The following is a 13,911-nucleotide window of genomic DNA, read 5'->3' on the forward strand; positions in this document are numbered from 1 at the left end:
ACTCCACAACCCCTTCGGGCCAAAAGTGTTACCCATGTCTCCGGTATAAACCGTAACCTATGTGTCCGGAACGGACCTTAAAAATTTTGGTGAGCGCGATGGGATTCGAACCCATGACCTACTGATTAAAAGTCAGTTGCTCTACCGGCTGAGCTACGCGCTCCCGTGGGCTCGGAACGCCGCCCTCGAAATTGCGCGGAACATAGGGAGAGTGCCGCGGCCGGTCAACCGGAAAAAGACGGGCTTCCAAGGCGGATTTCTTGAACGGATTCGAAGGGACGCCGCGGGTGAACGGCTTTCGATGCCTGCGCCAATGGCCCGGCCTGGGGCTGCTTCAGAAAGCCCTACAATAACAATGGGCTGACACAATGGGCTGATGCTGGAACGGGAACCATTGCAATTCGGGCCCGTTTCGCAAAACAGGACGTCCCCATCAACCATCGAGGAGAAGATCAATGAACAAGATCGCATCCGGCCTGTTGGCAACCGCTCTCTCGGCGTCGTTCCTCGCGGCGGAGATGGTGCCGGTCAACGCTCAGCCAGCTTATGTACCGCAACCCCAGGGCCTGTCGTCAGATCTTCAGACCGTGCAGTATCGGGACTGGAGAAGGCACCGCAGCTTCAACCGGGATTTCTCGCGTCGTGGTGACGCCGTATACTGGAACGGCCATCGCGGCTATCGTGAGTATCGCCGCGGCTATCGCCGGCATGGCGACTATTGGTTTCCGCTGGCAGCTTTCGCGACCGGCGCGCTGATCACCGGCGCCATCGTCAACAGCGAGAACAACCGCCTCTATCGCGGCAACGCGCACGTGCAGTGGTGCTACGACCGCTACCGCTCCTATCGCGCCTCGGACAACACCTTCCAGCCTAACAACGGCCCGCGTCAGCAGTGCGTTTCGCCCTACTGACAGCCTCCAGTCAGTACCCAGGGCCGTTGACTGAGCCCGTGCCGCAAGGCGCGGGCTCTCTCGTTGCCCTTCAGCCGAATTCAACTGGCCCAGCTAATGTTCTTCAAAATCAGATACAGACCTACGCCTTCATCAGAAGGAGAGCGATAGGCTCCGCAGGCGTTGCAAATCCGAGCCGCTGCCGAGGTCAATTCCCAACCGAGTGCATTAAGATCTTCGTCCGTCACATAGTCTTGAGTTAGCTCGCCGATGCCGTGCTTCTCACCGAAAGATCGAGTTGACTGGGCGTCAGTTATGAACTCCGAAGGCCAAATCGAATTGGCCCAAGCCCAGAGCCAATTGCCAGCCTTGGCGCTGGTAGAGCCCGCAACCTGGATTTCCGAAACGACCTTGACTCCACTCCGGTCGGAGAACAGCAGCTTTCCTGCCGTCAAATCGTAGTCGTAACGCGACCAACTGCCGAGGCGAAAATCTTTCGCCAGGCGCGCATTCTTGGCGATGAGCTGTTCAAAGGCCTCATCGCGCCAGGCAGGATACCAATCCGGCTGCATTTCCCGTTCGCCCGGTCCCGTAAACCGCTTCACACACTCAGCGTCCTGCGCACCGCATCGCGCCATCCGGCCAGTTTCGCACCCCGCGTTGCGGCGTCCATCTCCGGCTTGAAGCGCCGCTCCAGGGCCCAGCTCTTGGCGAATTCTTTCGCTTTCGGCCAGACGCTGGCCTTTGACCCGGCAAGCCAGGCCGCGCCCAGCGCCGTCGTCTCCAGGATCGTCGGACGGTCGACCGGTGCGTCGAGAATGTCGGCGAGCCGCTGCATGGTCCAGTCGGATGCCACCATGCCGCCGTCGACGCGAAGCACCGTCTTGGCCGAAGCGCCTTTCCAGTCCTTGCGCATGGCGTCGAGCAGGTCGCGCGTCTGGAAGGCGACCGATTCCAGTGCCGCGCGCGCGAACTCGGCCGGGCCTGAATTGCGCGTCAACCCGAAGATGGCGCCGCGCGCATCCGCGTCCCAATGCGGCGCGCCGAGGCCGACGAAGGCCGGCACCAGATAGACCTGCTGCGCAGGGTCAGCGGTCGCAGCCAACACTCCGCTCTGCTCGGCCTTGCCGATCACCTTGATGCCGTCGCGCAGCCACTGCACGGCTGCGCCCGCGATGAAGATCGAGCCTTCCAGCGCGTAGGTTGTCTTGCCGTTGAGCCGATAGGCGATGGTGGTCAAAAGCCGGTTCTTCGAACGCACCAGATCGGCGCCGGTGTTGAGCAGCGCGAAGCAGCCGGTGCCGTAGGTGGATTTCATCATGCCAGGCTCGAAACAGGCTTGGCCGATGGTCGCCGCATGCTGGTCGCCGGCCACCCCGAGGATCCGCATCTCGGCCCCGAAAAGGCTCTTCTCGGTGACACCGAAATCGTCGGCGCAGTCCTTCACCTCAGGCAGGATCGCGGCCGGGATCTTCAGGATCGAGAGCAGCTCGTCGTCCCAGACATTCTTCTCGATGTTGTAGACCAGCGTGCGCGAGGCATTTGTCGCGTCGGTGGCGTGCACTTGGCCGCCGGTCAGCCGCCAGATAAGAAAGCTGTCGATGGTACCGGCAAGCAGTTCGCCCCTCTCGGCGCGCCTTCTGGCACCCTTCACCTTGTCCAGCATCCAGGCGATCTTGGTGCCGGAGAAATAGGGGTCGAGCAGCAGGCCGGTCTTCTTCGTGAATGTCTTCTCCAGCCCCTGCTTCTTCAGCTTCTGGCAGAGCGGCGCGGTGCGGCGGTCCTGCCAGACGATCGCGTTATGGATAGGCTTGCCGGTCGCCTTGTCCCAGATGACGACGGTCTCGCGCTGGTTGGTGATGCCGATCGCGGCTACATCCGAAGCCGTGCGGGCGGCGGCCTTCAAGGCCGCTTTCACCGTGGCGAGAACGCTTGCCCAGATGTCTTCCGGGTCATGTTCGACCCAGCCGGAAGCCGGATAATGCTGCGCGAATTCCTGCTGGCCGGTGCCGGCGACTTTCATCCTGTCGTCGAACAGTATCGCCCTGGTCGAGGTCGTTCCCTGATCGATGGCCAGCACAAAACCGCTCATTCCGCATCCCTCCGCTTCTCATGCAACAGGGGAGACGGCAAAGCCGCCTCCCCTGCACTTCCGACATGGGCAAGCACGCCCGCGTCATGCAGTTACTGCTGCTGCCAGCTCTTCACCAGTTCGTCGTAGTTGATGGTGACCGGCTTTTCCTTTTCGTTCTCGATCTTCAACTGAGGAGCGAGATTGCCTTTCTTGACCGCGTCGGCGTTCCAGTAGGCAAGATCGTGCTCTTCGGCCATCTTCGGGCCGATGTCGCCCTGGACGCCCGACTTCTCGATGCGGCTCATGACTTTTTCCTGCTCGGCGCAGAGCGAGTCCATCGCTTCCTGGGCCGACTTCGCGCCGGAAGAGGCATCGCCGATCGCTTGCCACCAGAGCTGCGCCAGCTTCGGATAATCAGGCACGTTGGTGCCGGTCGGCGACCACTGGACGCGGGCCGGCGAGCGATAGAACTCGATCAGGCCGCCGAGCTTCGGAGCGCGCTCGGTGAAGCTCTTGTCGTGGATCGTGCTCTCGCGGATGAAGGTCAAGCCGACATGGCTCTTCTTCACGTCGACCGTCTTCGAGGTGACGAACTGCGCGTAGAGCCAGGCGGCCTTGGCGCGATCGTCAGGCGTCGACTTCATCAGGGTCCAGGAACCCACGTCCTGGTAACCGAGCTTCATGCCGTCCTTCCAGTAGACGCCGTGCGGCGATGGCGCCATGCGCCACTTCGGCGTGCCGTCGTCGTTCAGCACCGCTTTGGCGCCGGCGTCGACCATCGAAGCGGTGAAGGCGGTGTACCAGAAGATCTGCTGCGCGACCCCGCCCTGCGCCGGCACCGGGCCGGATTCGGAGAAGGTCATGCCCTGGGCTTCCGCCGGAGCGTAGGCCTTCAGCCAGTCGAGATATTTCTGGATCGAGTAGACCGCGGCCGGGCCATTGGTATCGCCGCCACGCGCCGTGCAGGAGCCGACAGGACGCGATTTCTCGTCGACCTTGATGCCCCATTCGTCGACGGGCAGGCCGTTCGGAATGCCCTTGTCGCCATTGCCGGCCATGGACAGCCAGGCGTCCGTGAACCGCCAGCCGAGTGACGGGTCCTTCTTGCCGTAGTCCATATGGCCGTAGACCTTCTTGCCGTCGATCTCGCGGCCGGTGAAGAACTGGGCGATGTCCTCATAAGCCGACCAATTGACGGGAACGCCGAGGTCGTAGCCGTATTTGGCTTTGAAGTCGGCCTTGTTCTTCTCGTCGTTGAACCAGTCATAGCGGAACCAGTAGAGGTTCGCGAACTGCTGGTCGGGGAGCTGATAGAGCTTCTTGTCGGGCGCCGTCGTGAACGAGGTGCCGATGAAGTCCTTCAGGTCGAGGTTCGGATTGGTGACGTCCTTGCCTTCATTCGCCATCCAGTCGGTCAGGTTGCGCACCTGCTGGTAGCGCCAATGCGTGCCGATCAGGTCGGAGTCGTTGACCCAGCCGTCATAGAGGTTCTGGCCGGTCTGCATCTGGGTCTGGATCTTCTCGACGACGTCGCCTTCCTGGATGACGTCATGTGTGACCTTGATGCCGGTGATGGCGGAGAAGGCCGGTGCCAGCACCTGTGACTCGTATTGGTGCGTGGCGATGGTTTCCGAAACGACCTTGATGTCCATGCCGGCGAACGGCTTGGCTGCGTCGATGAACCACTGCATTTCCTTTCCTGGTCGGCGCGTGAAAGCGTCGACAGGTCGCCTATCTCCTTGTCGAGAAAGGCTTTTGCCTCGTCCATACCGGCATAGGCATGGCCCGCTCCCAGCAAAAGGACAAGGGCTGTCGTCGATGTTAGAAATTGCCGTCGCATGTGTCTCCTCCAGTCTTAAGTTGCAAGTGCGATCCGGGGCGGCCGCCAGCACGCGGCCGATCCGGCTATTCCCCCTCTATACGTATCGGAACACGCCAACGGCGTAGACCACGGAGAGAGCGAGAGCCCACCACAGGTTGGGTCCAACCAGACCCAGCCAAGCGAGATGGATAAATGCGCTGCCAAGCAGCGACAGGAACAAACGATCGCCGCGCGTCGTCTCGAAGCGCAGCACCCCGATGCGCGGACGACCGCCGGGCGAGGCATATTCCCAGACGCCCATGCCAAAGAGCATCAGCACAATGACGATGAAGAAGGCGGCCGTCGGCCACGTCCACGCCATCCAGGAGAAGTCGAGATTCATGGCTTTAGACCCTCCCCAGGGCAAAGCCCTTGGCGATATAATTTCGCACGAACCAGATAACCAAGGCGCCGGGGATCAGCGTCAGCACGCCGGCGGCGGCGAGCAGACCCCAATCCATGCCGGCGGCAGAGACCGTGCGGGTCATGGTGGCGGCGATCGGCTTGGCGTCCGTCGTGGTCAGCGTGCGCGCGATCAAGAGCTCCACCCACGAGAACATGAAGCAGAAGAAGCAGGCGACGCCGATGCCGCTCGCGATCAGCGGCATGAAAATCTTCAGAAAGAAGCGCGGGAAGGAATAGCCGTCGATATAGGCGGTCTCGTCGATCTCCTTCGGCACGCCGGACATGAAGCCTTCGAGGATCCACACCGCGAGCGGCACGTTAAACAGGCAGTGCGCCAGCGCCACGGCAATATGAGTGTCGATCAGGCCGAACGCTGAATAGAGCTGGAAGAACGGCAGCGCGAACACCGCGGGCGGCGCCATGCGGTTGGTCAAAAGCCAGAAGAACAAATGCTTGTCGCCGAGGAAGCGGTAACGCGAGAAGGCATAGGCCGCCGGCAGCGCCACCGCCACCGATATCACCATGTTCATCACCACATAGGTGATCGAATTGATATAGCCCGAATACCAGGACGGGTCGGTGAAGATGGTGCGATAGTTCGCCAGTGTCGGATTATGCGGGAACAGCGTCAGCGACGACACGATCTCCGCATTGGTCTTGAAGCTCATGTTGATCAGCCAGTAGATCGGCAGCAGGATAACGACGATGTAGACCGTCGGCACGATCCACCACCAGCGCGATTCCTCGCCGCGGCGGCGCATCAGCTTCGCCACCTCGTCCTGCGACAGCGTGCTGCCCACTTCGGTGACCGCCGTCTCGCTCACGCGCGTCGTTTCGTTGGCACCCGCCATCTCAGCGCTCCGCGTCGTAGTTGGTCATCACGGTGTAGAACACCCACGATAACAACAGGATGATCAGGAAGTAGACCAGCGACATCGCCGCCGCCGGGCCGAGGTCGAACTGGCCGAGCGCCGTCTTGACCAGGTCAATCGACAGGAAGGTGGTCGAATTGCCAGGACCGCCGCCGGTGACGACGAACGGCTCGGTATAGATCATGAAACTGTCCATGAAGCGCAACAGCACGGCGATCAGCAACACGCGCTGCATCTTGGGCAGCTGGATGTAGCGGAACACAGCCCAGCGCGACGCGCCGTCGATCTTGGCCGCCTGGTAGAAGGCGTCGGGAATAGAGACCAAGCCGGCATAGCAAAGCAGCACGACCAGGCTGGTCCAGTGCCAGACATCCATGATGATGACGGTTACCCAGGCATCGATCGGATCCTGGACGTAGTTGTAGTCGATACCGAGCGCATTGATGTAATAGCCGAGCAGGCCGATGTCGTTGCGGCCGAACACCTGCCAGATCGTGCCGACAACGTTCCACGGAATGAGCAGCGGCAGCGCCATCAGCACCAGGCAGACCGGCACGCCCCAGCCCTTCTTCGGCATGTTGAGCGCGATGAAGATGCCGAGCGGCACCTCGATCGCCAGGATGATGAAGGAGAAGATCAGGTTGCGCACCATCGCTTCCCAGAAGCGGTCGGAGTGCAGCAGGTCCTCGAACCATTCGGTGCCGGCCCAGAAGAAGACGTTGTTGCCGAACGTGTCCTGCACCGAATAGTTGACGACCGTCATCAGCGGGATGACGGCCGAGAACGCCACCAGCACCAGCACCGGCAGGACAAGGAACCAGGCCTTGTTGTTCCAGGTCTTGTCCATCTATGCCCCCATCTCGACGCGCCAGGAATCGGCATAGATGTTGATGCCGGCCGGATCGAAGCGGACTTTCGGTTCGGCCGGCACCTCGTCGTCCTCGCCGATTACAGCGGCAATTTCCCTGCCTTCAAGGTTGGCGCGCACGACCTTGTGGCGACCGACGTCCTCGACCTTGCTGACCTGCACCGTCATGCCCTCGCGGCCGAGCCGCACATATTCGGGACGGATGCCGAGCTCGACGGCGCCGGTTTCAGCCTTGGGCACGCCGGGTAACTCGATGTGCTGCGCGCCGAGCTTCGCCGTCCTGCCTTCCAGCGCAACCGGCAGCACGTTCATGCCCGGCGAGCCGATGAAATAACCGACGAAGGTGTGGCGCGGACGCTCGAAAAGTTCGGCAGGCGTGCCGATCTGCACGATCTCGCCGTCATACATGACCACGACGCGGTCGGCGAAAGTCAGCGCTTCGGTCTGGTCGTGTGTGACATAGACCATGGTGTAGCCGAAGCGGCGGTGCAGTTGCTTCAACTGCGAGCGCAGCACCCACTTCATATGCGGGTCGATGACCGTCAGCGGTTCGTCGAACAGAATGGCGTTGACGTCGGAGCGCACCAGGCCGCGTCCAAGCGAGATCTTCTGCTTCTGGTCCGCGGTGAGCCGGCGCGCCTTCCTGTTCGCCATCGAAGCGAGATCGATCATGTCGAGCGTCTCGCGCACCTTGCGGTCGACATCGGCTTCCGGCACGCGCCGGTTGCGCAGCGGGAAGGCCAGATTGTCGTAGACGGTCATGGTGTCGTAAATGACCGGGAACTGGAACACCTGCGCGATATTGCGCTCCTGCGTCGACAGCCTGGTCACGTCCCGGCCATTGAACAGCAACTTGCCATGCGAGGGGTGCAGCAGTCCCGAAATGATGTTGAGCAAGGTGGTCTTGCCGCAGCCCGAAGGCCCGAGCAGCGCGTAGGCGCCGCCATCCTCGAAAGTGTGGTGCACTTCCTTCAGAGCGAAGTCGGAATCCTTCTGCGGGTTGGGCAGGTAGGAATGGCGGATGTGGTTGACCTCGATGCGCGCCATCGTTTTCTCCTCAGGCCGCCAGCTTCGACGCCGTCACGGCGCGGCCGTTATGGTCGAACACCATGATGTGGCGCGGGTCGATGAACACCTCGACCTCGTCGTCCGTCTCGAAATCGAGAATACCATGCGCAAGCATCACCCAGCGCGCATCGGCGAAATCGAGATGGACGAAGCTTTCCGAGCCGGTGATCTCCGTGATGGTGACCTTGGCCCGCACCGGCACGGCGCCGGCGTTCGGCCGCTCCAGCGACAAATGATGCGGCTGGAAGCCGATCGTGTAGCTGGCGTCCGCAATGCCGGCGAGTTCCGTCGGCACCGGCAGCTTGACGCCGCCTTCGAGCAGGAAATCCGACCCCTTCTTGGAGAGCACGATGGTGTTGAGCGGCGGATCGGCGAAGGTCCGCGCCGTCACCAGGTCGATGGGCTTGCGGAACACTTCGACCGTCGGGCCGAATTGCGTGACGCGGCCTTCCGAAAGCGTTGCCGTGTTGCCGCCGAGCAAAAGCGCTTCGTGCGGCTCGGTCGTCGCATAGACGAAGATCGTGCCGGCCGCGGCGAAGATCTTCGGCAATTCGGCCCGCAATTCCTCCCGCAGCTTGTAGTCGAGATTGGCCAAAGGCTCGTCGAGCAACACCAGGCTGGCATTCTTGACGATGGCGCGGGCAAGCGCGGTGCGTTGCTGCTGGCCGCCGGACAGGCTGAGCGGCGTGCGCTCGAGATAGGGCGTCAGCTTCAAGAGCGCCGCGGCGTTGCGCACCTCCTTGTCGATCATGGCCTGCTCGACGCCGGCGACCCGCAGCGGCGAGGCGATGTTCTCGTAGACGGTCATCGCCGGGTAATTGATGAACTGCTGGTAGACCATGGCGACGTTGCGCTTCTGCACCTTCTGTCCGGTGACGTCCTTGCCGTCGAACCAGACCGAGCCCGAAGTCGGCGCGTCGAGGCCCGCCATCAGCCGCATCAGGCTGGTCTTGCCGGAGAGCGTCGGCCCAAGCAGGACGTTCAGCGAGCCGTGCTGAAGCGTCAGCGACACGTCGCGGATATGCTCCTGCGCGCCGACGGTCTTCGTCACGTTCCTCAATTCCAGCATCACGCCTCCTCCCAGGCCTTGCGCATCAGCGGCCGATCCTTATTCCGCCGCCGCGACATGGCGGCTGCTCAGTCCGCGCATGAATTCTTCCAATGCCGCCGTCTGCTCGCGGCTGAAATGCAGGCCGCGCTTGGTGCGGCGCCACAACACGTCCTCGGCGGTGACCGCCCATTCGTTTTCGGCCAGATAGCGAACTTCCGCCTCGAAAAGGTCGGCGCCGAAATTGCGGCCGAGATCGGCATTCGACTTGGCGAGCCCGAGCAGCCTTTCCGCCCGCGTGCCGTAGAGCCGGGTGAAGCGGCGCGCCAGCCGCTGGTCGAGGAACGGATAGGCGCTCTTCAGCCTGGCGACCTGGGCATCGAAGCCGGTCGCTGCGAAATCGCCGCCAGGCAGCGGCGCGTCATGCGTCCACGGCCTGCCGCGCTTGCCGAGAAAACCTTCGATCTTCTCCAACATCGATTCCGCCAGCCGGCGGAAGGTGGTGATCTTGCCGCCGAAGGCGTTGAGCAAGGGGGCAGCACCCTCCCCGCCATCGGCCTTCAGCACATAATCGCGCGTCGCTTCCTGCGCCTTCGAGGCGCCGTCGTCATAGAGCGGGCGCACCGCCGAATAGGTCCAGACGATATCGGACCGCTTCACCGGCTGCGCGAAATATTCGCTTGCCGCCGCGCACAGATAGTCGATCTCGGCGTCGGAGATCTTCACCTCATGCGGATCGCCCGGATAGTCGCGATCGGTGGTGCCGATCAGCGTGAATTCTTCCTCGTAAGGAATGGCGAAGATGATGCGGCCATCCTTGTTCTGGAAGAAATAGGCGCGCGGATCGTCGAACTTCTTTCCGACTACGATATGGCTGCCCTGGACGAGGCGGACATTGTGGACGTCGTTCTGGCCGACGGCGGTCGAGAGCACGTGATCGACCCAGGGGCCGGCAGCGTTGACGAGAAGCCGCGCGCGAACTTCTTCGGTATCACCGGTGAGCACATTCTGCACTTTCACGGCCCAAAGCGCACCGTCGCGCCGCGCGCTGACGACTTTTGTGCGGGTGCGGATAATGGCACCCCGATCGGCGGCGTCACGCGCGTTCAGCGCCACCAGGCGCGCGTCGTTGACCCAACCGTCCGAATACTCGAAAGCCTTGCGGAACAATGGCTTGAGCGGCTTGCCTGCCGGATCGCGGGCCATGTCCAGCGTCTTCGTCGCCGGCAGCAGCTTGCGCCCGCCGATATGATCGTAAAGGAACAATCCCAACCGGATCAGCCAGGCGGGCCTGAGGCCCTTGGCATAGGGCAGCACGAAGCGCATCGGCCAGATGATGTGCGGCGCGTTCTTCCACAGAACCTCGCGCTCCATCAGCGCTTCGCGCACCAGCCGGAATTCATAGAATTCGAGATAACGCAGGCCGCCATGGATGAGCTTGGTCGAACCGGAGGAGGTCCCGCTGGCGAGATCGTTCATTTCGGCAAGGTAAACTGAAAATCCGCGGCCAACGGCATCGCGGGCTATGCCGCAGCCGTTGATGCCGCCGCCGATGACGAAAATGTCATGGATCCGAGATGCGTCCAAAGATTCCTCCAACGATTTCGCATTGCACCATTTTTGTGTTTTACGAAACCGTGACGGAATTATTTCGAACTCAAAGCGAATGTCAAACGAAATATCGCAGTCGGCTGAGTAAGCCGTCGAGGCGTGCCTTATTCGAACGCTGTCTCGATCAGTCGGACTTCGGTTTCCTCGCAAATCCTGCGAATCGACGGGATCTCGCAACGATCGGTGATGAAGGTATTCACCTGCGAAAGATGGCCAATCCGGACCGGCGCGGTGCGTTCGAATTTCGTCCGGTCGGAAACCAGGATGACGTGGCGGGCATTTGCGATGATGGCCTGCGCAACTTTCACCTCGCGGAAATCGAAGTCGAGCAGCGCACCGTCATGGTCGATCGCCGAGGCGCCGATGACTGCGTAATCGACCTTGAACTGGCGGATGAAATCGACCGCCGCCTCGCCGACAATGCCGCCGTCGGAACCGCGCACAACGCCGCCGGCAATCACCACCTCGATCGTGGGGTAGATGCGCATCCTATTGGCAACATTGATATTATTGGTGATGACCATAAGCCCGTTATGGTCGAGCAGCGCCTTGCTGACGGCTTCGGTGGTGGTGCCGATATTGATGAACAGCGAGGCATTGTCAGGAATCAGCCGCGCCGCCGCGCTGCCGATCGCCTCCTTCTCGTCGGCGGCAATCTTGCGGCGTGCCTCGTACTCCATGTTCTCGATGCCGGACGGGAACAGCGCACCGCCATGGATACGGGTCAGCAGGCGCTGATCGCACAGGTCATTGAGGTCCTTGCGGATGGTCTGCGGCGTCACGTTGAAATGCGTCGCCAGGTCATCGACCAGCACCCTGCCATGGTCTTTCGCCCTCTGGATGATCTCGGCATGGCGTGGCGAAAGAAACATTGCGCGTCCTCCATTTTCGTTTTTTCCCGTCTATATCGGAAAACGAAAGCGAAGAAAAGGTATAAGCCGGCTAACGAAAATCACCTGATTGAAAAAGGCAAACCAGTGTGGAACAGGTCTGCTGCCTCAGGATAAGCGCCGCGCAATCTCGGTTATGACGTCGAACGCCGCATCGACATCTGCCGCCGTCGACTCGAACTGCCCCGCCTGAAAGCGGATCGCCACGCGCCCATCGACCCGCGTTTGAGTCAGGTAAATGCGGCCGTTGGTGTTGATGGCGTCGACGAGGCGGAGGTTGTGCTCGTCAGGGTCGGCGCCTGCCACCGTGCGGTGCCGGAACGAGAACAGCGAAAGCATTGGCTCGCTGACGAGCTCGAAATCCTCTTCCCCGGCAAGGCGCGCGGCAAGCCCTGCGCTCCAGGCGACATGGTTGCGGATCATGGTGCGCAGGCCCTCGAGGCCATGGGCGCGCAGCAGGAACCAAAGTTTCAGGGCGCGGAAGCGGCGGCCGAGCGGCACCGACCATTCCGAATAGTTGATGATGCCGTCATGACCCAGCGTCTTCAGAAACTCCGGCTTGATGGCCAGCGTGCGAACGAGGTCTTCCGGCTGGCGCACGAACTGGATCGAGCAATCGAACTGCGCGCCGAGCCATTTGTGCGGATTGAAGACAATGGAATCGGCGCCTTCGACGCCGGCCCAGAAATGCCGGTATTCCGGGCAGATCATCGCCGACCCTGCCCAGGCGGCGTCGACATGGAGGTAAAGCCCGTGCCGCTGAGCGACCGCGGCCACCGCCGCGATGTCGTCCGTGCCGCCGGTGCTGGTGCCGCCGACGCAGGCGATGATGCCCGCGGGCAGCAGGCCAGCCTTGCGATCGGCAACGATCGCGGCCTCGAGCGCGTGCGTATCCATGGCGCGAAAACGTCCGGCGACCGGGATACGGACAAGGTTGTCCTCGCCGATGCCGGAGACCCAGATGGCTCGGTCGATCGAGGTATGGACCTGGTCGGAGGAATAGACGCGTAGCTTCGCCTGCCCGGCCAGCCCCTTCTTGTTGCCCTGCCAGTCAAGTGCCCGCTCGCGCATGGTGAGCACCGCCGCAAGCGTCGCCGAGGAAGCCGAATCCTGGATGACGCCGGAAAAGCCCTCGGGCAGGCCGAGCGCCTGGCGCATCCAGTCGACGATGCGCGTCTCGAGTTCGGTCGCCGCCGGCGAGGTCTGCCACAGCATGCATTGCGCGGCCATCGCCGAGACCAGATATTCGGCCACCACCGAAACCGGCGCTGCATTGGCGGGAAAATAGGCGAAGAAGCGCGGATGCTGCCAATGCGTCATGCCCGGCACGATTTTTTCTTCGAAGTCGGCGAAGATCCTGTCCATCGGCTCCGGCATTTCGGGCGGCGACGCCTCGATGCTTCTGAAAATCTCGCCCGGCGCGATCGCCGGCCGCACCGGACGGTCGCGCAGGTTGGCGCGATAGTCGGCGCCCCAGTCGGCGGCGCGCCTCGACCAGTCGCGGAATTCGTCGCTGTCCATATTTTCACTCCCCAGCGGCCGTCGAAGATACCGGCCGGTCGAACCGCTCTCGCAAAGCCCTATCCCGGAAAGTCCGGCAGATTTGAAAAAGCGATTTTCAGCGCGCTGGACCAGCCGTCCGATATGGTTCGGTAGTAAGGATCATCATGGCCGATCCGCCGGTTCAGCCCCACACTGAGCGCATCCTGTTCCAGGAACAGCAGATCGAGCGGCAGCCCGACCGAGAGGTTGGATTTCAGCGTCGAGTCGAACGACACCAGAAGCAGCTTCACCGTTTCGGCCAGGCTCATTGCCCGATCATAGGCACGGATGATGATCGGCTTGCCGTATTTCGTCTCGCCGATCTGGAAGAAAGGCGTGTCGTCGGTCGACTCGATGAAATTGCCTTCCGGATAGATCATGAACAGTCTGGGCGGGCTGCCCTTGATCTGGCCGCCGAGGATGAAGGAGGCATTGAAGTAAGAATCCGCCTTGTCGCCATTCGGCGAGGCATGCTCTATCACTTCCTTCACTGTATCGCCGACCAGCCTCACCGTCTGGTACATAGAGGGAGTTTCGAGCAGCTTCGGATGACGGTCGCTGACCGCCTTGTTACGCTCGTCGAGCAGGCTGACAACGGCCTGCGTCGTGGCAAGGTTGCCCGCCGACATCAACACGATGACGCGCTCGCCGGGCTGTTCCCACACATGCATCTTCTTGAAGGTCGAGATCGAATCCATGCCGGCATTGGTGCGCGTGTCCGACATGAACACGAGCCCGCTATCGATCTTGAGGCCGACGCAATAGGTCATGATTGCTCTTCT

General features: G+C 61.8%; 12 protein-coding genes, 1 tRNA gene and 1 pseudogene. 1 reads left to right on the top strand and 13 read right to left on the bottom strand.

Annotation, left to right across the window (positions count from 1 at the left end; genetic code table 11):
• Positions 1 to 87 precede the first annotated feature (87 nt).
• Positions 88 to 163, bottom strand: a tRNA-Lys gene (locus LB523_RS09545).
• Between the two features lie 292 nt (positions 164 to 455).
• Here LB523_RS09545 and LB523_RS09550 point away from each other — a divergent pair.
• The gene (locus LB523_RS09550; protein WP_224544455.1) at positions 456 to 911 is read left to right on the top strand and encodes a BA14K family protein; all 456 of its coding nucleotides are present in this window, start codon (positions 456 to 458) and stop codon (positions 909 to 911) included.
• 80 nt (positions 912 to 991) lie between these two features.
• Here the strand turns inward: LB523_RS09550 and LB523_RS09555 are convergent, their stop codons facing one another.
• From LB523_RS09555 to LB523_RS09610, 12 genes and pseudogenes are all read right to left on the bottom strand, one after another.
• Positions 992 to 1,462: a DUF6882 domain-containing protein gene (locus LB523_RS09555; protein ID WP_224602420.1), complete on the bottom strand. Its 471-nt coding sequence runs from the start codon at positions 1,460 to 1,462 to the stop codon at positions 992 to 994.
• 29 nt (positions 1,463 to 1,491) lie between these two features.
• Positions 1,492 to 2,982 carry a glycerol kinase GlpK gene (gene glpK / locus LB523_RS09560; protein ID WP_224602421.1) on the bottom strand — a complete coding sequence of 497 codons (1,491 nt, stop codon included), beginning with the start codon at positions 2,980 to 2,982 and terminating at the stop codon, positions 1,492 to 1,494.
• 92 nt (positions 2,983 to 3,074) lie between these two features.
• A pseudogene (locus LB523_RS09565) lies at positions 3,075 to 4,804 on the bottom strand (ABC transporter substrate-binding protein).
• A gap of 76 nt (positions 4,805 to 4,880) precedes the next feature.
• Positions 4,881 to 5,168, bottom strand: a complete 288-nt coding sequence (locus LB523_RS09570; RefSeq protein ID WP_224602422.1) for a DUF2160 domain-containing protein — start codon at positions 5,166 to 5,168, stop codon at positions 4,881 to 4,883.
• A gap of 4 nt (positions 5,169 to 5,172) precedes the next feature.
• Complete coding sequence (locus tag LB523_RS09575; protein WP_095765317.1) at positions 5,173 to 6,081, bottom strand: carbohydrate ABC transporter permease; 909 nt, start codon at positions 6,079 to 6,081, stop codon at positions 5,173 to 5,175.
• 1 nt (position 6,082) lies between these two features.
• Positions 6,083 to 6,949: a carbohydrate ABC transporter permease gene (locus LB523_RS09580; RefSeq protein WP_095765316.1), complete on the bottom strand. Its 867-nt coding sequence runs from the start codon at positions 6,947 to 6,949 to the stop codon at positions 6,083 to 6,085.
• Complete coding sequence (locus LB523_RS09585) at positions 6,950 to 8,017, bottom strand: ABC transporter ATP-binding protein (protein WP_224602423.1); 1,068 nt, start codon at positions 8,015 to 8,017, stop codon at positions 6,950 to 6,952.
• A 10-nt stretch (positions 8,018 to 8,027) separates the two neighbouring features.
• A complete protein-coding gene (locus LB523_RS09590; protein ID WP_224602424.1) occupies positions 8,028 to 9,107 on the bottom strand; it encodes an ABC transporter ATP-binding protein in 1,080 nt (359 codons plus the stop codon).
• Between the two features lie 39 nt (positions 9,108 to 9,146).
• Positions 9,147 to 10,673, bottom strand: coding sequence for a glycerol-3-phosphate dehydrogenase (gene glpD / locus LB523_RS09595; RefSeq protein ID WP_224602425.1), 1,527 nt, complete (start codon positions 10,671 to 10,673; stop codon positions 9,147 to 9,149).
• Between the two features lie 128 nt (positions 10,674 to 10,801).
• Complete coding sequence (locus LB523_RS09600) at positions 10,802 to 11,569, bottom strand: DeoR/GlpR family DNA-binding transcription regulator (protein ID WP_140545843.1); 768 nt, start codon at positions 11,567 to 11,569, stop codon at positions 10,802 to 10,804.
• A 126-nt stretch (positions 11,570 to 11,695) separates the two neighbouring features.
• Entirely contained in the window at positions 11,696 to 13,108 is a 1,413-nt protein-coding gene (locus tag LB523_RS09605) for a pyridoxal phosphate-dependent decarboxylase family protein (protein ID WP_224602427.1), read from the bottom strand.
• Positions 13,109 to 13,167: 59 nt separating this feature from the next.
• A complete protein-coding gene (locus LB523_RS09610) occupies positions 13,168 to 13,899 on the bottom strand; it encodes a peptidase (RefSeq protein ID WP_224602428.1) in 732 nt (243 codons plus the stop codon).
• Positions 13,900 to 13,911 lie beyond the last annotated feature (12 nt).

It is taken from the genome of Mesorhizobium sp. ESP-6-4, assembly GCF_020164735.1.
GTDB lineage: Bacteria > Pseudomonadota > Alphaproteobacteria > Rhizobiales > Rhizobiaceae > Mesorhizobium.